Below are 19688 nucleotides of genomic sequence, written 5' to 3'. Positions count from 1 at the left end.
AACCTAAGTATACAGGATAAGGATTTAGGGGTTAAAGAGGCCCTTCGCGGGGCGCGTCCTTGAATTTATCCTTATCCGGCGGCCAATCCAAGCCGTTTTCCTCGAAGACCTTCCTGAGAACGTAGATTTTGGCTTTTGACCTTAAGGCCAGAGCCATGGCATCCGAAGGGCGGGCATCGGTGGAGTATTTTTTATCCCCCAGCGTCCAATCGAGCCTGGCGAAAAAAGTATTGCCGGAAACCGTATGAATCAGGCAAGAAAGAAGCCGGACGCCGGCCTGATTCATGAACTTGGAAAAGAGTTCATGCGTCAAGGGACGGATCGATGTTTTTTTGGCGACGGCGTAAAAAATCGACGTCCCTTCGGACATGCCCACGCCGATGACCAGCACTTTCTGAGGGTATTTGTATTTTTTCTTACGGCGGGGCGCCATATTTGAAATATCCAAGGTTTTAGGGGCTAAAATCACCAGCCAACCCTTGCCTTCGGCATCCGGCATCACGGACACCACTTTGGCTTCGATTTGGTCCAAGCGATCCGGTTCCTTGGAGAAGGCGATCAGGGCCGAGAAACCGAGCGCGCCTAAAAAAACCGCGGCCCCGAGCCTACTGAATATCTTTGTAGTCAAAGGATTTTCCCGAATCATTGATGGTAAGGCGCGGGATGAATTTGGCCAGAACCTCGGCCAATTGTTCCGGCGTCTTCAAGGTTTCAGGGTCTTCCTGCGGGTAAGCGTCGGCGCGCATTTTCGTGCGCGTTCCTTCGGGATTAAACGCGATGGAAATAATGCCTTTCTCCCGAAGTTCATTGGCCAATACCTGATTTATGCCTTCCAAAGCGAATTTACTCGCGGCATAAGCGCCCCAATTGGGCTTACCAACGCGGCCGACCCCGCTTGAAATATTGACGATTAAACCGGATCCTTGCTTGAGCATGGTTTCTTTTAAACAGGCTTTGGTCACCCAAAAAAGGCCGTTCACATTGGCGTCCATCACGCTTTTCCAAACATCCTCCGGGTAATCGTAAAGCGGGGCGCGCGCGCCCAAGAGCCCGGCGTTATTGATCAAAACATCGATGCGCCCAAAGCGGCGGACGGTTTCGCGAATCCATTGGACGGCGCCTTGGCGATCGGTGATATCAAGGATTTGGGTTAAAACAGCGTCGCGGCCAAGGGAAGAACGCTTGACGGCTTCTTGAGCCGCGGACTCAAGGTCGGCGGCGGTTCTGGCGCAAAGGCTAAGCCGCGCGCCCGCCTTGGCGAAGCAGGAAGCATAAGCGCGGCCCATGCCTCGGCCCGCGCCGGTAATTGCTATAACCGAATTTTCAATTTTCATATGGCGAAAGCGGCGATTTCGAATCGACAAACACGCGCCATCCTCAAGCGCTTCGACAAGCTTTACCCCGGCGCCCATTATTATCTGAATTTTTCAAATCCGCTTGAGCTGTTGGTTGCGGTGGTTCTGTCGGCGCAAACCCGCGACCAGGCGGTCAATGCGGCCACCCCTAAGCTCTTCGCCCGGTTTAAAACCGCCCAAGACTACGCGCGTTCGACGCCCGAAGAAATTCAACGCTATATCGCCGGCATTAATTTCTCAAACACAAAATCCAAAAATATTCACAAAGCCTGCGCGATCATTGCGCAAAAACATAACGGACGGGTGCCGCAGACCATGGAAGCGCTGATCGAACTGCCCGGCATCGGCAGAAAAAGCGCCAACGCCGTCTTGATCAATGCCTTCAACAAAGTCATCGGGGTTGTGGTGGACACGCATGTGATCCGGCTGGCCAATCGCCTGGGCTTTTCCAAAAACACGGACCCCAAAAAAATCGAACAGGACTTAATGAACATCCTGCCAAAAAACTACTGGGTTAAAATCACCTATTTCATGAAGGAGCACGGCCGCGCCGTCTGCCGCGCGCCCAAAGCGCTATGCGGTCAATGCCGGCTGGCGGATTTGTGCCCGAAAGTCGGCGTCACTTCTTCCCGGCGGTAGCCGGGTAGAACGTATAACGGAAATTAATATGGGCCATGACTTCATAGCCCCTTTCATAAGCCAAATAGGCCAAATCAAAATTGGCATGCAGCGCCTGGCCCACCTGAAGATTAATCAAGTAGGGCGCAGCTTTGACTCCAACGGGACGAATAAGCTCTCCCTTAAGCGCAAAGCGGCGGCCCAGCTTTAACACAACGCCGCCGAAGTACCCGGACTTCGCGTCGGAATCCCTGGTCAAAAACTCGCTCAAATAAATAAGCTTCGACGGCGAGTCGCCTTGCACCCATCCTAATGACGGATTAAACCATCCAAAATTTTTGCTGGCCACCAGAAACAAGCCGTTGAACGTCCTGTTCTTTTCTTTGGTGGTCAGCGTGACGCCCGGAGCGGCGGAAACGCTGGGCGCGGGCGCGTTGTTAAGCATCATGGAACTTTCCATTCCCACGGCCAGTTCGGGCAGCAAGGGACCCTCCCGCTCCAAAATGACCTTGGCGTCAACCTGCCAAAACATGACGCCGATGCGCGAAAACAAACTTCTTCTCGTACTGGTCAGCTCTTCTAAACGATTGTAACTGTAGAGCCGGCCGATATAGTAGCTCGCCAAAATATCGACATTGACCGGCAACAGCTTGCTTGAGGCGCTGGCGTCGGAGTCGTACAAAGGAATCCGGCGATAAGCCGCAGGCGTCAGCATCAGACCGGAAGGCGGCGGCTGCATGGGCTTCCAGAACAGCCATTCCGGGAAGGAAACGGCCAATACCGTATTGTCCGGCCGAAACGCCAACACTTTAAAGGCAAAGGTCCTGCCCATGTCTGCCTGATAGAAATAGTCTTTGTACCAATCGTGGTAATAATCAAGCGGATGGGCTGTGTCCGTTGAGGTGGAGGCCGCAGCCGCCTGGCCCAAAACCACAAGGGATAGAATGGCTATCGAAGCCATGCCTTGTTTATTCATGAAGTCTCACCTAATTCTAACAGCCCTTGAAAGCCGGTGGTAGGAGTTTTTTGAAAAACCCGGCTCCCCGAACGCACGGCGCAGCGGTCATGCTGGCGGCTTTTTTGGCCAGCGGCTTCTTTTTAAGTCATCTGCTTTACCGGCACACCCGCAATATCCGCTTTAAACTGGGCAAGGGCTGCGGCTTAATCGGCAGCGCCTTGGCCCTGGCCGCCTGGATAGCGATGCCGCCCCTTGGCGCCTGGGCGGCCGCGCTTTTGGCTGCGGCCGTCACCCTGGCGGGCGTGGCCGCGGCTCAAGGAGCTCAAGCGTACTACGGCCAGGAAGATGACCCCCGTGTGGTCATTGATGAGTTCGCCGGGTATCTTTGGTCCGTTGTTTTCCTGCCGAAACAGGCCTGGGTTTTGATTGCGGCCTTCATCGGCTTTCGGTTGCTTGACGTGTTCAAGCCGCTGGGCATCCGGCGTCTCGAAGAGCTGCCGGGAGGCTTGGGCTGCATGATGGACGATGTCGCCGCAGGATGGCTGACGGCGCTGATCCTGGCGTCAATTTTGTTTTTTTGTTGACGAGGCCCAGGCGCGCCGAAGCGCCTCGCGATTTTTCCAAAAGTAAGGGATGCCGCTGATCACCGTCAAAAAACCGACCAACCAAAAGGCCGTCCCCAAATGCTCGTGCGTCTTGGGCGGCGCGCCGCCCAGCAAAGCCAGGTTCACCGCCAGAATCAGGCTGAATTGAATCGCGGCCTTTATTTTTCCGAAACGCTCCGCCGGCAGCAATCCGCTCGAAGACACCAACAGAATCACCCTCAACCCCAAAACCAACAGCTCCCGCATCATGATCAAAATCAATGGAAAAACAGGCAAATTCGATTTAGGCAACGCCACCAAAGCCGCAAAGGCCGATAAGACGAACACTTTATCCACAACCGGATCGAAACAAATCCCGAAATGAGACACGACTCTCCAGCGCCGCGCGAGATGCCCATCGAGCAAATCGGAAATGAAAGCAGCCACCACGGTCAAGGCGGCCAGCGACAGATAGACAAGCCCGCCTTGCAACACAAAAAAACAAAACAAGAGGCCTAAAAAAACGCGGCTTAGGGTGAGCTGATTGGGCAGGTTCGCCCTCATGGACAAAACCGGACCTAAGGCTTTTTAGTGCCCAGCTTGGCTTCGATCACGCTTTGATTGAATTCCGCCTCAAGCGGCGTGCGCTCAAGCTCATCGACGGAGAAAGGCCACGGCGTTCCGTTAATGCGCACTTCCATGCTCTTAGGATTGCCGACGCGGATTCTGGAAACGCCCTTCACGCGAAAGGAGCGTTTTTGAAGAGCGGGAAGAACCCCCTCAAAGGCCCTGCGCTCATCAACGTCGACGCGCAGCCAGGTGGGTTCGGATTTAGTGGCCAATTCCATTTGAAATTCCTGGGTAAACAAAGCGGCCACCGAATGGCCGCCGCCCGGGCCGTCTAGAGCGGGCCGTTCCCGGCCGGCAGGCGGGGTCTGCCCGATGATTTTATTGACATCGACGGTTCTCCTGGGCTGGCTATGATAGCTCTGACGCTGAACATAGGAGTAAACCCCGTAAAAACAGCCCACCAGCAAGGCCGGCAGCACCAAAAAAGCAAAAATCCAATTCTGTCCTTCCAGAGCCCATAAAACGAACGATTCCCACGGGCCGTCGGGCCTGACTCGATTCTCACCGGGCGCGGACTGAATACGCTCCTGGGGGCGGCGCTTAGTCTCTCGTTTCTCGACGGGAACGGAATGGCGGTCCGATTCAAGAGTGCCCTCGACTTTTTCCCAAAGCTCAGGCGGATTGGCCAGGGCCAGGTACTTGGCGTAATTTAAAAAGAAACCGCGGCAATACACCCTGGCGGGGAAGGCGTCGTAGCGAGCCTCCTCCAAGGCGTTTAAAAACTTGGTGGGGATTTTCGTATCGTCGCGGACTTTTTCGATGGTCAGGCCGCGCTCCGTGCGGCGGGCGCGCAACAGCTCGTGGACGGCCAGGGGAGCCGGGACGGCCGGAGTTTGAATCGGAATTTTTTCTTCTTTGGTCATAAATCGTTTCCTTTCGTCAAATCCAAAATAGCGACATCCGACGGCAAATTGCGATCGAACATTTTATCAGAGAATTTAGCCTTGGGCTTAATCTCGGAGATGGTGAGATTCGCCTCATAATTGGGCATCACCAAATCCAATGTCCGGGTCTGCCCGGTTTCAACGTCGACGCCCAGAACCAAATAATAGGGAGCGGCCTTCATTTTTGGATCGGCGCGCACATACACAAGCGCGGGCATTGTTTTGTTTTTCTTCAGCTCCTCGGCCCTGGGCGAAGATTTTTCCGCCGAAACGCTGGAAAAATCATAGCGATCCATAAAACGCCCCACGTCGAAAAATACCGGGATGTTCATGAACGCCTGGAAATGAACCTTGGTGAAATCATCCCAACGCCGGATGGCCAGTTGCTTGAGCGATTCGTCGTAAAGAAAAACCAACCCCTTGTCCAACCAAACTTTATACTTGACGCCCTTGCCGGAGTAATCCATGCGAACGCGCTTGTTCATCCGGTCGAAATAAACCCGGCCGTCGAGCTTGGACTCCTCTCCCGTGGGCGCCAGATAAAACCGCTCGTTGAAACGAAATATCGCGCGTTCGATGGAGTTATCGAACTGCTGAATCTTCGCCAAAACAGCGCCGGTGCTCAGCTCGATATTGGCCGTCGCCGTGCTGGCCGCGATGCCCAAAGCGGGCAGAAGAAGGAAAGCGCAAAAACAAAAAACAATAGCCGGACGCTCAGCTGTCGACTTTGTTGTTGGCAAGATAATCCTCGATCCGATCATATCGAATTTCCCAGCGGTTGGTTCCCTCAGGCTTCATGATGAAGCCGCCGATTTCAAGGCGCGACAAAATATCCGTGGCACGGGCGGAGGAACCGAAATGGGCTTTGAGCAAATCTTGAGACACGCGGCGGCGCTCCAAAACGAGTTTAAGCGCGCGGGAAAGGTTTTCGGCGTCTTCCCTCGAGGCCGGACCCTCCTGGCCCTCTTTGGCGGGCAGACCCATAAGCGCGGCCGGTTCGGGATAATTTGGAGGGCCTTGCTTGGCCCATCTCTCCACCACGCGGTTGATCTCCGCGTCCGACACGTAAGCGCCTTGGATGCGCACGGGCCGTTGAGCGCCCGACGCCAGATACAGCATATCCCCGGCGCCCAGAAGATTCTCCGCGCCCTGGGTGTCTAAAATGACGCGGGAGTCGATTTTCGAAACCACCTGAAGCGCGATGCGCGCGGGGAGATTCGCCTTGATCACGCCGGTGATGACGTCCACGCTGGGCCGCTGAGTCGCCAAGACCAGATGAATGCCCACGGCTCTGGCCATTTGCGCCAGACGCTGAATCGAATTTTCCACCTCTTTACCGGCCACTAGCATTAAATCCGCCAATTCGTCGATAATCACCGCCACATAAGGCTCCGGCGCAAATCCGTCGGATTTAGCCATCCGGTTGTAGGCGTCGATATTCCTGGCGCTTTTTTGAGCCAGGCGCTCATAGCGCGCCTCCATCAAATCCACCATCGCGGCCAAAGTTTTGGCGGCCTCTTTGGAATCGGTGATCACTTTGACTTCGGCCGCCGTCACCCGCGGATTGAATAGATGGGGGATGCGGTCATAAAACGGCAACTCCAGACGCTTGGGATCGATGAGCACCAACTTCAATTCATCGGGCGTGAGCCTGTATAAAAATGAAACGACGAGGGTATGAATTAAAACGCTTTTGCCCGAGTTAGTGGCTCCGGCGATCAGCAAATGAGGCATGTCCGTCAAGTCCGCGGTCACGGGTTCGCCTGAGGCAGAACGTCCCAGTGCGAACGGCAGCCTCCCGGACGCGTTCATGGCGGGATCCTCCAGGACTTCGCGCAGGCGCACCAATGTCGGGCGCGGGTTGGGCACCTCGATGCCGATGGCCCCGCGGCCGGCGATGGGTCCCAGGATGCGCACCCCGCCCACTTTAAGAGCCAAAGCGATATCCGAGGTCAAGTTGACGATTTCCCCGACCTTGACGCCCGGCTTGGGGATGACGTCGTAACGGGTGACCACCGGGCCGGGGACAATGCCGTCCAACTCAACGGCCACCTCGAAATTGCCCAAGGCCGAAACCAAATCCTGTCCCCGGCGCACCAATTCGTCCTCTTTGGCCCAGGAGCCTGACCGATGTTCCGAGGCGGCCAATAATTCAAGCGGCGGACGGGTCCATGATAAATCGCCGGCAACGCCGACGGCAGGCGCGGGCGCAGCAACGACGGCCGGCTTTTCCTTGGCCGTTTTGCGCAAGGGCGCGGGCGCGCTGATCGCGACGGCCGCTACCGGCGTTTCCTGACCCTTGGGTTCATCCGCTTCCGGAACCCGGACTTTTATCACCGCGGTTTCGCCGCCGTTGACTGTTTTTAATTTAGGTTCAAGGCTCGCGGCCAAACGCCGGCGCTCGAGCAGTTCTTTTCTCCAGGACTTCCAATCCGCGTAAAGCGCCTGCATCCCTTTTTTCAACAGCGACACCCATGGGATTTCAAAAATAAACCAAAGCCAGGCGGCCCAAGCCAAAACGGTCATGCCCCAGGCTCCTAAAAAACCGATGCGGCTGATGAGCCCGCCGGCTAAGCTCAAAGCCAAATGCCCGGCGATATCCTGCTGCCCCGCGATCAACAGCCCCCAGGTGAGCTCGCCCAAAAAACCCCCGGCCAAAGGCACGCCCAGATGTTCCACGGTAAAAGCCAAATCGCTGCCGGTCGAAGTCCTGCCCCTCCAAGCCCTGAGGCCGATCCAAAAGAAAAAAGGCGGCCAACAATAAGCGGGCCATCCCAATAAACCAAGCATACCGTCGGCCAGCCAACGGCCGAAGGGTCCCAGCCCCTGCGTCCAATACAGCGCGCCGGCCGAAACGCCGGCCGAGGCCAGCGTGAAAAAAGAAAAAATAAACCGCCAGGTTTTCCGTCGACGCTTTGGGGGCTTGGGCATCGACTAGAGTCTAAAACGTCAAGGGAGGAATGTAAAGGGGCTGTTACGAATCGCCGACCGTCGCCGGTTGAGTGATGCGGCGGACCTGATAGCCGTAGTCGGAGGGCAGCAACTCGACGCGACTTTCGGAAAGCATCCAACCTAAAGCTAAAAACAACCGGCTGGCCGCCACTTCAAGCTTAAGCTTCAAGTGCATCACTTCGACGGCTTGATTTTCGCCCAGCAATTCTTCGATGCGCCATGTCAATTCTTGAATTTCTTTGTTCATGCTACTCTCCTAGAATGAATAGAACATCGCCTTTTTTAACGTGCTTGCCGTTGACGCCGGAGATTTTGAGCACCCGGCCGGCTTTTGCGGCTTTAATCTCATTCATCACCTTCATCGCCTCGATGATGCAAAGGACGTCCCCGGGGCGCACCCCGGACCCTTCTTCAACGAACATCGGGGATGATGGCGAAGGCGCCCGGTAAAAAACGCCTGATAAAGGCGCGGTGATTTTCATGCCCGGGATCTCCGAAGCCGGCGCGGCAGAGAACGCTGAAGCGGCCTGCGCCGGACTCGCGGAAGGCGCTTGAGCGCCTTTGCGCGTCAAGCGAAGTTTTTCTTGGGGGCCGATCTCAAGCTCAAGCTTGGATACCCCCGCTTCGATCATGCGGCGATAAAGAAGCTCAAGCTGGGTTAAAAAAGAACCCACCCGTGCTCCCTCGCGAATTCAAATGAATCAATGCCGGACTCCGTCACCGCCCGCGATGCCCGCCGCCGCCGTGGCCTCCCCGGGGTCCGCCGCCGTGGCCTCCGCGATGCCCGCCGCCGCCTCGAGGATGACCGCCCCCGAACCGAGGGGGCCTTAACCCGAAACCGCGCGGCCCATCATGCCGGCGAGGCGCATCGCCGCCGCCGTCGGGACGCCGGGCGCGAGTGTCTTCAAATTCGCTGCCGGGAACAAGAATGGCTTTTCTGGAAAGCCGGATTTTGCCCATGGAATCGATGTCCACGATTTTAACCTCGACCTCATCGCCTTCTTTATAGAGATCCGAGGGATGATTGACGGGATGCTCCGCCATCTGGGAAACATGGAGCAAGCCGTCTCGGCCCGGCATAATCTCCACGAAAGCGCCGAAGTCGGTGATCGAAACCACCTTGCCCTTGTAAATTTTGCCGATCTCAGGCTCCTGGGTCATGGCTTCAATTTCCCGCTTCGCCTGTTCGACGGATTCCCACTCCTTGGCGTGGAGGAAAACCCGGCCGTCGTCCTCGACTTCAATCTCAACGGAATAAGTCTCGGACATGCGCCGGATATTTTTGCCGCCCGGGCCGATCAACGCGCCGATTTTTTCAACGGGGATGGAAACGACGACCATCTTAGGCGCGTATAAAGAAAGCGAGGAGCGCGGGTGCGTCAGCGCCTGGATCATTTTGTCCAAAATCGCCAAACGCGCGTGGCGCGCCTGTTCGACCGCTTGATTGAGAATATCGAAGGTCAAGCCCGGCACTTTAACGTCCATCTGGAAACCGGTCACGCCGTTTCTTGTTCCGGCGAGCTTGAAGTCCATGTCGCCCAAGTGATCTTCAAGCCCCATAATGTCCGTCAACACGATCGGGCGGCCGTTTTCCAGGATCAGCCCCATGGCGATGCCCGCGACATGATCTTCCATCGGAACGCCGGCGTCGAACATGGCTAATGAGCCTCCGCAAACAGAGGCCATGGAAGTCGAGCCGTTTGATTCGAGAATATCGGAGACGACCCTGACCGTGTAAGGAAAATCCTCTTCTTTGGGCACCAACGGCAAAAGAGAGCGCCGGGCCAAGGACCCGTGCCCGATTTCCCGCCGTCCTGGGCCGCGATCAGGCCTGATCTCCCCGACCGAAAAAGCGGGGAAATTGTAATGGAACAGGAAGCGTTCTCGATAATCGCCTTCCAAATCTTCCATTTGCTGAGTGTCTTTGGGCGTGCCCAACGTGACGGTCACCAGCGCCTGGGTTTGTCCGCGCTTGAAGATGGCGGACCCGTGGGTGCGGGGCAGAACCGAAGTCATACAGGTGATGTTTCTGATTTCATCGGGTTTTCTGCCGTCGGCGCGCACGCCGTCGTTGACGAGCATGGCCCTGGCTTCGGCGTAATAAATATCATGAACGACGCCGCCCACCTGGCCGACATGGTCCGGAAATTTAGCCTCAAGCTTTGCTTTAAACGCCTTGGTGATGGACCCTAATTCAAGATCCTGGCTCTTCTTATCCAAAAACTTCTTGAGCATCGCCTGAACCTTCGGCGTAGCTTCAGGGGTGACGGCGGCTTTCAATTCCGCGTTCCAAGAAAACGGCGTCCAAGAAAACTTGGCCTTGCCGATTTTTTTCCTGATTTCATCCTGAATTTCGCAAAGCCGTTCCAGCGGCTTCTGCGCCGTGCGCAGGGCTTGCAAAATCACTTCTTCGGGAACGATTTTGGCTCCGCCCTCCACCATAATATAAGCGTCTTTCGTCGCGGAAACCACGACCTCGATATCGCTGGTCTCCAACTCGGCGAAAGTCGGATTGAACACGAATTCCCCGCCGATTCTGGCCACGCGCACGCAGGCCACGGGGCCGCTGAAGGGAATGTCGGACATGGTCAACGCCGCGGAAGACGCTAAGAGCGTCAGAATATCCGCGTCGTTTTCGCCGTCTGAGGAAAGCACCAGGCTCTGAACGGTAACCTCATGGTAAAAACCTTCCGGAAACAGCGGCCGCAAGGACCGGTCGGTCAGGCGCGAAGCCAAAATTTCGGACTCCTTCGGACGGCCTTCCCTGCGGAAAAAACCGCCGGGGATACGGCCCATGGCGTAATTTCTTTCCCGGTAATCAACGGTCAAGGGAAAAAAGCTGGCTCCTTCTTTAGGATTAGGCGAAGCGCAGACGGAAGAGAGAACAACGGTTCCCCCCATGGTGACCATCACGGCGCCGTTGGCTTGCTGGGCCACATGACCGGCTTGGAATAGAATGGTTTTCCCGCCGATTTCAATGGCGAATTCAACTGGATTATGCATAAGTGCTCCTTTTATTTAATGGTTTCAAATATTAAATGTTTTTTTATGGACAATAGGTCGGGCATGGCAGGCCGGCGCAAATTCAGACTCCCCGGGTAGGCGTGGTTAAAAACCGATTTAACCGACGTCAAGATCCGAACGGAGTTTTTTTGCAGCCTCAGGGTCCCGCCGATCAAGATAGCGAAACAGCGATCGGCGTTGGCCCACGAGCCTCAACAGCCCCCGCTCGGAAGAATGATCGTTCTTTCTCGCTTTTAAATGCGCGGAAATATTTTGGATCCGCTTGGCCAAAAACGCGATTTGGACGACCGTGGTTCCCGTATCTTTGGGATTCGAGGCGTAGCGCCTCACAATGTCCGCTTTTTGTTCCTTTGTCAACATTTTCGTTGTTATTATAGCAGGTCAGACTCGCTTTAACACCGCACGAATGTCCCGCGCAATCTGAAACCGAAGATCATCCAGCGATTCGAATTTCCGCTCTCCGCGCAGCTTCTTGACGAGTTGCAGGGTCAAACGGCGCCCGTAAAGAACGCCGGCAAAATGAAGCACATGGGCCTCTACCCAGGGAACTCGGGCGCTGGAAAAAACCCGCACCGTGGGCCGATGGCCGATATTGACCATGGCCGTGCGATCAAGCTCCGGAATATGCGCCTGGTAAACGCCCAGGGGCAGTATCTTTTGCGCGGGAATCCTTAAATTAGCGGTCGGATAACCCAACAGGCGCCGGCCGATGCCCTGGCCGCGCACCACCGGCCCCGACATTTGATAAGGCCGCCCCAGCAGACGATTAGCCTCGGGCAAATGGCCCTCGGCCAGCAGGCCGCGGATGCGGGAAGAGGAAATCGGGGCCATGTGCCCGTGCCTCAAACTCACCCGGATGCCCTCGATGCCCAACGGCCCCGCGTAACGCAAAAAATTGGCCGCATGGCAGAGGCGCCGGTTGCCCAGAGCGAAATTCTCTCCGAACACCATGGCCTTCGCTCCCCAACGGCGTCCGGCGTAATCGGCCAGGAACCGGCTCGCCGGAAGGTTAAACAACGCCTTGCGCATGGTCAGGGCTTTAACCTGCTCCACTCCAAACTCGTTTTTAAGAATAGCGATCCGTTCCTGCACCGTGCTCAGAAGCCGGACAACGCGTTGAGGGGAATGAAGAAAAATGCGGGGTGAATACGGGAACAAGACGACTATGGGCTCTAAATGTCGGCGCTCGGCTGCTTTGAGCATGATTTCGATCAGGCGGCGATGGCCCAAATGCACGCCGTCGAACGTGCCCAGGGCTAAGATGCGCTTTCTGCTTGATCCAGGCATGTCAGTGTTTGCTCATAATTTAACATTTGGCCGGCGATTAAACCGGCATTCGCGTCATCCGCGAGCCGCAGAGACCGGCTGGATAAAAAAGGGCCGACTGCCGAACGTTCCAGGCTCTCCAGGTAGCCGCCCACGCCGAGGGCGGTCCCTAAATCCCGAGCCAAGCTTCTGATATAAGCGCCGCGCCCGACGCAAGCGCGGAAAGCCGCGATCGGCGACGAACGGTCGGATAAATCGACTTGCGTAACCGTGAATTCATGAATTTTGACCCGCCGCGGCGGCAGCGAAACCGCTTGGCCGCTTCTGGCCAAATCATAGAGGCGGCGGCCGTTTAAATGCAGAGCCGAAAAAACAGGAGGCGCTTGATCGAGCTCGCCGGTCAAACGCCCGGCTGCCGCGCGGACGGCTTGCGGATCCAAGGCGGCCAGGGCCTCCGCGGGAGCGCTGCCTATGAAGCGGCCCGTTCGATCATCCGTGTCCGTGGATCGCCCCAGGCGGATGGAGCCGGCATAGACTTTAGGGCAAGCCATGAGCCGCTCGGCGAGCTTGGTCGCTTTCCCGAATAAAACCAGCAGCACCCCTTCGGCGAACGGGTCCAATGTTCCGGAATGACCGATTTTGATGGACTTGCCCTGATTGATGATTTTTTTGATGCGCCGGATCATATCGTAAGACGTCGGGCCGGCGGGCTTGTAAAGATTTAATAAACCGTGCATGCCAATCGGTTGCAAAAATCAGGATTTACGACAGCTTGGCTTGGGATAACAGCGCCGCGGCGCGCTCGGTCAAAATCTTTTCCGCCTGCTCCAAGGCAAGCCCCCGTATTTCGCAGCCGGCCGCATTGCGATGCCCGCCGCCGCCGAAACTGGCCGCCAGCACCGAGACATCCACCTTCCCCCTCGAGCGAAAGGAAACGGAAATCACGCCCTTGCCTCGAAACGGCTCTTCCTTCAAGAAAAAAGCCACTTCCACATGCTCGGGGAAAAGACCGTAATTGACGATATCCTCCGTCTGAGTCGCATGCTGGTCGAATTCGCCGAAATCCTTGGCTGAAAGCCTCAGCACCGCCAGTTTTCCGTTGGCCGGAAACTGCATGGTGCCCACGGCCCTGGCCAATAGGCGCAAATGCTCCACCGTTTTGGTGCTGAAGAGCCGTTCCGCGATCCGGGTATGGGGGATGCCGACTTCAAGAAGCTCAGCGGCCACACGATGCGTGAAGGGGCTGGTCAACGAATATTGAAAACGGCCGGTGTCCGAAACCATGCCCGCATAAAGACAGACGGCATCTTCCTTGGTCGGGGCCAAGCCGAAAGCCCTAAAAAGAATGAAGACCTGCTCGGCGTTCGACGAGGCCCGCGGATTGATCCAATTGACGTCCGCGAACCCCCGGCCTGTTTTATGGTGATCGATATTGATGGTCAACCGAAAATCCTCGGGCACCGCGATGCCGCCGGAACGCTCCGGGTTGGAGCACTCCAGGTAAATAGCGCAATCGAGCCCTTTGAGATTGCTGCGTTGAGCGGGAGCGATCACCGTCTTCCATTTAGGCAGAAAACACAACTGCTCCGGGATGGGGTTGGCGTTGCCGAGCACTATTTTTCGTCCGGGTTTGATGCGCCGCAAAAGGCTGGCGATGGCCAATGACGAACCCAAGGTATCCGCGTCGGGTTTGACATGGCCGACGATGCCGAAGCTTTTGGCCTCGCGCAAAGCGCGCAGCAAAGGTGCTGGAGCTTTAGCGGCGGTGTCTGCGTGATTCACGTTGAACGCCTTTTTTTCCGGGCTCTTGAGCCGGGGTTACGGTTTCGGCCTCAAGCCCTTTTAAAATCTGATAAACCCGATCCGCGGCTTCAAACGAACCATCGTACATAAATGTCAGCTTGGGCATACGCTTTAATCGGACCCTCCGGGCCAGTTCCCGGCCCAGCACGGGTTCAAGATCGGACAATGTATCGCGCAGTTTTTGCGCAAACGCCTCAGGTTCGGCCGGCGTCCCTGTCCAGGAGTAGCGGATCAACGCCGATTCCAAATTCCGCGCCACGGAAACCCGCGTGACGGTCAATAACGCGTCGTCCTTAACCGCATTGCGAATCTCTTCGCGATGAATCTCAAGCAGACGCGTCACCTCTTCTTGAATCATGCTTTCAACGCGGCTGATGCGATCGGGAAACATCTGGCCTTGCTTGTTATTTGGCTGTTTTTGAGGCGAGCTTTTTGAGCTCCTTGACCTCTTCGAAACATTCGATGCGGTCGCCCGGACGCGGATCATTGTAACCGCTGATCACCACGCCGCATTCATAGCCGTGCGCCACTTCCGCAACGTCGTCTTTGACGCGCTTTAAGCTGGTCACTTTTCCCTCCAGCAGCTTGGCGTCTTTGCGCCAAACGCGCCCGCGCATGCCCCGGGTCATCTTCCCTTGAAGCACCATGCATCCGGCCACATGGCCGACGCCGGTCACTTTAAACGACTTTCTGACCTCGGCCGAACCCAACACATTCTCTTTGATGATCGGCGTCAAGAGGCCTTCCAAAGCGGCTCGCGCATCATCAATCAACTCATAAATGACCGAATAAATGCGCAACTCCACGGATTCGCGTTTGGCTTCCTCCTCGGCGCGATTGTCCGTAAGAACATGAAAGCCCAGGACAACGGCGTCGCTGGCCGCGGCCAGAAGCACGTCGGAAAGGCTGATGGAGCCCACCCCCGCGTGAAGAACCTTGATCACGACTTCTTCATGATGAAGCTTGGACAGCTCGCCCACGATGGCTTCCAGCGATCCCTGCATGTCCGCCCGCAAGACGATGCGGAATTCCTTGACCAAACCTTGTTCGATTTTCTCGTGCAAATCTTCCAACATCAGGTGCTTGGTCGCTTTCTTGCCGTGGATGGTCTCGAATTCAATTTTACGCCGGCCGGCAATTTCGCGGGCTTGGCGCTCATCCTTGGCGACCAACAAACGGTCGCCCGCTTGAGCCACCTCCTCAAAACCCAGCACCATGACCGGGGTCGCCGGCGGCGCCTGGGTCAGCTTAACGTTATGCTCATCCACCATGGCGCGCACTTTGCCCCAAGTGATGCCGCAAAGAAAAGGGTCCCCCACGCGCAGCGTTCCGTCGGACACCAGGACGGAAGCGACATTGCCTTTTTTCGGGTCCTTGCGCGCTTCCAAAATCGCGGCCGCGGCCGGGCGGTCGGGGTTGGCCTTCAACTCCATCAATTCGGCCTCAAGCAAAATCATTTCCAACAATTTATCGATATTGATCTTTTTCTTGGCGGAAACTTCCACCATGACCGTTTTCCCGCCCCATTCTTCGGGCACCAAGCCCAAGTCGCCCAACTCCTGCTTAACGCGGTTGACATTGGCCTCAGGCTTGTCTACTTTATTGATCGCCACCACGATTTTTACGCCGCCGGCTTTGGCATGATCGATGGCCTCGATGGTCTGCGGCATGACGCGGTCGTCGGCGGCCACGACGAGAACGACCATGTCCGTCACCTTGGCGCCGCGCGCGCGCATGGCGGTGAAGGCCTCATGACCCGGTGTGTCCAAAAAAACGATTTCGCCTTTGGATGTTTTGACCTTATAGGCGCCGATATGTTGCGTGATGCCGCCCGCCTCTTGTTCCGCGACCCTGGTCTGGCGGATCGCGTCCAACAGCGTGGTTTTACCGTGATCGACATGCCCCATAATAGTCACGATGGGAGCGCGCGGCTGCAAATGTTCGGCGCCCTCGGCTGCCCGGGGAACCAACGACGCCTCCTCTTGCTCGAACACCTTGGGCACTTCAACCTCAAAACCCATTTCACCGGCCACCAATTTGGCCATATCAGGCTCAAGGCGCTGATTGATCGTGGCCCAAACCCCAAAACCCATCAATCGTTTGATCACATCCGAAATGCCGACCCCTAAAAGCCCGGCCAATTCTTTGACCGTGGCCTGCGGCGTTAAAACGATTTTCTTTTTCAAAGGTTCCACCGGGGCCGGCGTGACTTTAGGGAGCGCCGGAGCGGGCGCAACGGGCGCGGACGTCGGCGTCAAAGCCGCAACGACCGAAACAGGCGGCGGTTTGGACGGCTGCGGGATTTCGACAGGCTGCGCGGGGTGCGGTTTCGTCTCGACCGGGACGGCCTCGGGAACAACCGTGGCGGTTGCTTCGCGCGGCGCGGCCTCAACAACCTCTTTCTTTGTTTTAGCGGAGGAACGTCTGGTCTTGACGGTCAAAGGTTTAGCCGTTTCAACGGGGGCTTGATCAGCCGTGAGATGGCCCTCATCGAGATGGGCCTTTTTCGGGGGCTTTGAGCGCGCCGGTTTTGCGACGGTTTTAGCCGCTGATTTAACGGACGTTTTCTCGACGCGTTTACCGGGTTCTTGATCCGCTTTCGGCCGGGTTTCGCTTTTGGCGGCGGCCTTCTCTCTCGACGCGGCGCGCGGTTTTTTTTCGATTTCTTTTTTGGCCATAATTATTGCTCAGAACCCTCTGTAGCGCTCGACGGCGACGGAATCGGCTCGGCGGCAGGCGGCGCGACCGGTTGAACAGGTTCCGTCGCGGCTTGTTCAATGGTCATATTCCACCCTGAAAGTTCGATGGCCAGCTTCAAATTCAGCCCATCCTTGCCGATGGCGCCGGCCACTTGGTCCTGGGCCGCGTAAATGTGGGCTGTTTTCTTATCATGATCCTCAAGCTCTATTTTAACTACTTTAGCCGGCGCCAACGAGGCGGCCAACATCTCCCCCACCTTGTCCGAGAACGGTATTAAATCGATTTTTTCACCGTGCAATTCATTGATCACGGGTTTGATGCGTGTGCCCTTGATGCCCACGCAAGCGCCCACGGGATCGACCCTGGGGTTGGATGATTTCACCAAAACTTTGGACCGAAAACCGGGTTCGCGCGCGACTTTGAGCACCTCGACCGTGCCGTCATGCACTTCCGGCACCTCAAGACGCAGCAGGCTTTTAACGAATTCCGCAGAGGAACGCGATAAATAAACCTGCGGCCCCTTGACGCTTAATTCCACGGCCCGGACCAAAGCCTTGATGGTATAGCCGATGGCGAAACGCTCGCCGGGGATCTGATCCTCTTTTTTCAAAATCGCCTCGATTTTGCCCAGGCTGACGTACACCGTTTTATCCTGCCCGTAGCGATAAACCGAACCTGTGACCACCAGGCTTTCTTTTTTCTTGAAATCTTTGAATAGGTTCTCTTTTTCCACTTCCCTGAGCTTCTGAAGGATGACCTGTTTGGCTGTTTGGGCCGCAATCCGGGAAAACTCCGTCGTGTCCACTAAAACCGGGCATTCGGCCTCAAGCTCGGCGGTGAGGCCGAGTTTTTTCGCCTGTTCCGCGGAAATCTCAGCCACAGGATCGCTCACCTGCTTGACGACTTTTTTAACCACGGCCGCGCGCATTTCACCGGTCTCAGCGTCCATGGTCGCCTGAACCGGGACCTCGCGGCCTAAATGTTTGTGGAGCGCGGATACCAGCGCCCCTTCGATCAGGCGCAAAATCTCCTGACGAGGGATGCCCTTGTCCTTCTCGATGGTCTCCAAGAGGAGGATGAATTCGCTTTTCGATTGACTCATTTACGGATTAATCTCCGGATCTAAATGGGCTTTTTCCACATTGGCCAGAGCCAAGGACCAACGCCTCGAGCCTTCGACCAAGAGAACCCTGCCTTCCTGGAAGCCCGCCAAATAAGCGGTCAATACGCGCTGATTCGTCCCTTCAAGGGGCTCCTTCAACGTCAAGTGAACGCGTTCGCCCAAAAATCGCAAATAATCCTTTTCTTTCTTCAACGGACGCCTAAGGCCGGGGGAGGAAACTTCCAGGTGATAACCATGCGTAATGATGTCCAAATTGTCCAGATGCGGCCCGACCTTATGGCTGACGCGCTCGCAATCATGCAAGGTCACGGGCTTAGCCTCGCTGTCCAAAATCAGCCTCAGCACCCAGCCGTTCTGTTCGGAACGCCACTCGATATCAAGCAATTCCAGACCTTCTTGGCTGATGACCGGGCTTAAGATTTCCTCAAGTTTTTCTTTAAGTTCCATACACGACATAAAGACCTGCCCTGCGTATTCGTGGACACAGGTAAAAGAAAAGGTGCCCTTAGGCACCTTATTAAGTTAATTGTACTAAATTAAGGTAATAACGCCCTAAAAACGGCTTTTCGCCACGAGGTTCATTCGCCTCTGGGCGTCCACGGCTTTTTTAACGGCCGCCAGCGCGATATCAAGCTCTTCCTGAGTCGTTCCCCTGCCAAAGGAAAAACGAACGCCGCCCTTGAGCCAACGCTCGTCAAGAGCCATGGCGGAAAGCACATGCGACGGGCGGGCGGCCCCGGAGGCGCAAGCGCTTCCGGTTGAGGCGCCGACCCCCTGAAGGTCAAGAGCAACCGCCAGGCGGGCGGCATCAACTCCGGCGAACGAACAATGGCTGGTATTTGGCAAACGGGGCGCTCCCAAGCCGTTGATGCGGACCTCCGGGATTTCCCGAAGGATCATGCCCTCAAATCGATCGCGCAAGGCGCCGATTCTTTGCGCATAACCCGGCAAATCGGCTGATGCCAAGGCCGCGGCCAGGCCCAAGCCCGCGGCATAAGGCACGTTCTGAGTGCCGGCCCGGCGTCCGCCTTCGTGTTGGCCGGGAAAAATCGGACGAATGTTATGGTTCAGGGCCGCCCAAAGCGCGCCGATGCCCTTAGGGGCGTTGATTTTATGCCCGGATAAAGAAATGGTTGTCGCGCCCCAGGATTCGGTTTGAACCGGTATTTTGCCCATGGCCTGAACGGCATCCACGTGAAAAGGAATGCCCGCCTCCCGGGCCAGGCGCCCGATGGCCTCAATATCCTGAATCGTTCCCGTCTCGTTATTGGCGGCCATGACCACGATCAAACCGGTTTCGGCCCTGATCCGGCGGCGCAATTCTTCCGTATCGACTCTGGCTTCCCCCGAATGCCTAAGACATTCGCTTCCGATCCGCCTGAAGTAAAAATAATCCCATCGGTTCCGGAAGCCCCAAAAAGCCCGGCGACCTGCCGGCGAGCGGTTTCCAGAGCTGTTTTGGCCTCCTGGCCCCATTGATGGATGCTGGAGGGATTGCCGAACACGCGGCCCCAGAACGGGGCCATGGCCTCGACAACCTCCGGACGAACAGGGGTTGTGGCGTTATGATCAAGATAAATTCTTCGCTCAGAAAGCATGGCCTTAAGATTATATACCGAGGAGTCTGTCCAAGCATTCCATTTCGGCTGCAATGTTGGATTTTGGCCTGCGACTTTGCCAAATTTTCCTTACATACCACTGCGGGTATGCTCGGAAAATTTGGCTTCGTCTCGGCTCAAAATCCAACATTTCGCCATGAAAGCGAATACTTGGACAGACTCCGAGCGGTAC

General features: G+C 56.3%; 22 protein-coding genes. 2 read left to right on the top strand and 20 right to left on the bottom strand.

Annotated elements, in window-relative coordinates:
* Positions 1-31: 31 nt before the first annotated feature.
* Together HYT79_10570 and HYT79_10565 are read right to left on the bottom strand one after the other, a co-directional pair.
* The gene (locus HYT79_10570) at positions 32-628 is read right to left on the bottom strand and encodes a bifunctional nuclease family protein (protein MBI2071028.1); all 597 of its coding nucleotides are present in this window, start codon (positions 626-628) and stop codon (positions 32-34) included.
* A complete protein-coding gene (locus tag HYT79_10565; protein ID MBI2071027.1) occupies positions 606-1334 on the bottom strand; it encodes an SDR family NAD(P)-dependent oxidoreductase in 729 nt (242 codons plus the stop codon). Before HYT79_10565 ends, HYT79_10570 begins: the two co-directional genes overlap by 23 nt.
* On the opposite strand from HYT79_10565, the gene nth reads away from it, so the two are divergent.
* Entirely contained in the window at positions 1335-1994 is a 660-nt protein-coding gene (nth, locus tag HYT79_10560) for an endonuclease III (protein ID MBI2071026.1), read from the top strand.
* Here the strand turns inward: nth and HYT79_10555 are convergent.
* Positions 1975-2949 carry a hypothetical protein gene (locus HYT79_10555; protein MBI2071025.1) on the bottom strand — a complete coding sequence of 325 codons (975 nt, stop codon included), beginning with the start codon at positions 2947-2949 and terminating at the stop codon, positions 1975-1977. The genes nth and HYT79_10555 overlap by 20 nt on opposite strands.
* 50 nt (positions 2950-2999) lie before the next feature.
* Between HYT79_10555 and HYT79_10550 the strand changes: the two genes are divergently transcribed.
* The gene (locus HYT79_10550) at positions 3000-3515 is read left to right on the top strand and encodes a phosphatidylglycerophosphatase A (protein MBI2071024.1); all 516 of its coding nucleotides are present in this window, start codon (positions 3000-3002) and stop codon (positions 3513-3515) included.
* Here HYT79_10550 and HYT79_10545 read toward each other — a convergent pair.
* The 17 genes from HYT79_10545 to HYT79_10465 all read right to left on the bottom strand — a co-directional run bounded on the left by HYT79_10545 (position 3495) and on the right by HYT79_10465 (position 19495).
* Positions 3495-4079, bottom strand: coding sequence for a CDP-alcohol phosphatidyltransferase family protein (locus HYT79_10545; GenBank protein MBI2071023.1), 585 nt, complete (start codon positions 4077-4079; stop codon positions 3495-3497). The genes HYT79_10550 and HYT79_10545 overlap by 21 nt on opposite strands.
* 14 nt (positions 4080-4093) lie before the next feature.
* A complete protein-coding gene (locus tag HYT79_10540; protein ID MBI2071022.1) occupies positions 4094-5008 on the bottom strand; it encodes a DUF4115 domain-containing protein in 915 nt (304 codons plus the stop codon).
* On the bottom strand, positions 5005-5769 hold the full coding sequence (locus HYT79_10535) for a hypothetical protein (protein MBI2071021.1): 765 nt from the start codon (positions 5767-5769) through the stop codon (positions 5005-5007). The genes HYT79_10540 and HYT79_10535 overlap by 4 nt, the downstream gene beginning before the upstream one ends.
* A complete protein-coding gene (locus tag HYT79_10530) occupies positions 5744-7960 on the bottom strand; it encodes a DNA translocase FtsK 4TM domain-containing protein (protein ID MBI2071020.1) in 2217 nt (738 codons plus the stop codon). The genes HYT79_10535 and HYT79_10530 overlap by 26 nt, the downstream gene beginning before the upstream one ends.
* Before the next feature lie 43 nt (positions 7961-8003).
* A complete protein-coding gene (locus HYT79_10525) occupies positions 8004-8228 on the bottom strand; it encodes a hypothetical protein (protein ID MBI2071019.1) in 225 nt (74 codons plus the stop codon).
* Position 8229: 1 nt separating this feature from the next.
* The gene (locus HYT79_10520) at positions 8230-8655 is read right to left on the bottom strand and encodes an acetyl-CoA carboxylase biotin carboxyl carrier protein (GenBank protein MBI2071018.1); all 426 of its coding nucleotides are present in this window, start codon (positions 8653-8655) and stop codon (positions 8230-8232) included.
* A 43-nt stretch (positions 8656-8698) separates the two neighbouring features.
* The gene (gene pnp, locus HYT79_10515) at positions 8699-10984 is read right to left on the bottom strand and encodes a polyribonucleotide nucleotidyltransferase (protein MBI2071017.1); all 2286 of its coding nucleotides are present in this window, start codon (positions 10982-10984) and stop codon (positions 8699-8701) included.
* A gap of 117 nt (positions 10985-11101) precedes the next feature.
* Positions 11102-11365 (bottom strand): 30S ribosomal protein S15, encoded by a 264-nt coding sequence (gene rpsO, locus HYT79_10510; protein ID MBI2071016.1) that lies wholly within the window; start codon positions 11363-11365, stop codon positions 11102-11104.
* Between the two features lie 21 nt (positions 11366-11386).
* Positions 11387-12292, bottom strand: a complete 906-nt coding sequence (ribF, locus tag HYT79_10505; GenBank protein ID MBI2071015.1) for a riboflavin biosynthesis protein RibF — start codon at positions 12290-12292, stop codon at positions 11387-11389.
* On the bottom strand, positions 12262-13008 hold the full coding sequence (gene truB / locus HYT79_10500; GenBank protein MBI2071014.1) for a tRNA pseudouridine(55) synthase TruB: 747 nt from the start codon (positions 13006-13008) through the stop codon (positions 12262-12264). Before truB ends, ribF begins: the two co-directional genes overlap by 31 nt.
* 25 nt (positions 13009-13033) lie before the next feature.
* Entirely contained in the window at positions 13034-14053 is a 1020-nt protein-coding gene (locus tag HYT79_10495) for a bifunctional oligoribonuclease/PAP phosphatase NrnA (protein MBI2071013.1), read from the bottom strand.
* The gene (locus HYT79_10490) at positions 14028-14465 is read right to left on the bottom strand and encodes a ribosome-binding factor A (protein ID MBI2071012.1); all 438 of its coding nucleotides are present in this window, start codon (positions 14463-14465) and stop codon (positions 14028-14030) included. Before HYT79_10490 ends, HYT79_10495 begins: the two co-directional genes overlap by 26 nt.
* 13 nt (positions 14466-14478) lie before the next feature.
* Positions 14479-16752 (bottom strand): translation initiation factor IF-2, encoded by a 2274-nt coding sequence (gene infB / locus HYT79_10485; protein ID MBI2071011.1) that lies wholly within the window; start codon positions 16750-16752, stop codon positions 14479-14481.
* 2 nt (positions 16753-16754) lie between these two features.
* Positions 16755-17876 (bottom strand): transcription termination/antitermination protein NusA, encoded by a 1122-nt coding sequence (gene nusA, locus HYT79_10480; protein ID MBI2071010.1) that lies wholly within the window; start codon positions 17874-17876, stop codon positions 16755-16757.
* Entirely contained in the window at positions 17877-18344 is a 468-nt protein-coding gene (locus HYT79_10475; GenBank protein MBI2071009.1) for a ribosome maturation factor RimP, read from the bottom strand.
* Between the two features lie 105 nt (positions 18345-18449).
* Positions 18450-19217 (bottom strand): aminotransferase class V-fold PLP-dependent enzyme, encoded by a 768-nt coding sequence (locus HYT79_10470; protein ID MBI2071008.1) that lies wholly within the window; start codon positions 19215-19217, stop codon positions 18450-18452.
* A complete protein-coding gene (locus tag HYT79_10465) occupies positions 19184-19495 on the bottom strand; it encodes an aminotransferase class V-fold PLP-dependent enzyme (protein MBI2071007.1) in 312 nt (103 codons plus the stop codon). Before HYT79_10465 ends, HYT79_10470 begins: the two co-directional genes overlap by 34 nt.
* Positions 19496-19688: the final 193 nt, after the last annotated feature.

The sequence above is a fragment of the Elusimicrobiota bacterium genome (genome assembly GCA_016180815.1).
Classification (GTDB): domain Bacteria; phylum Elusimicrobiota; class Elusimicrobia; order JACQPE01; family JACQPE01; genus JACPAN01.
Note: the sequence above shows the minus strand (reverse complement) of the source record. Positions and strands in the feature narration are given on the sequence as shown.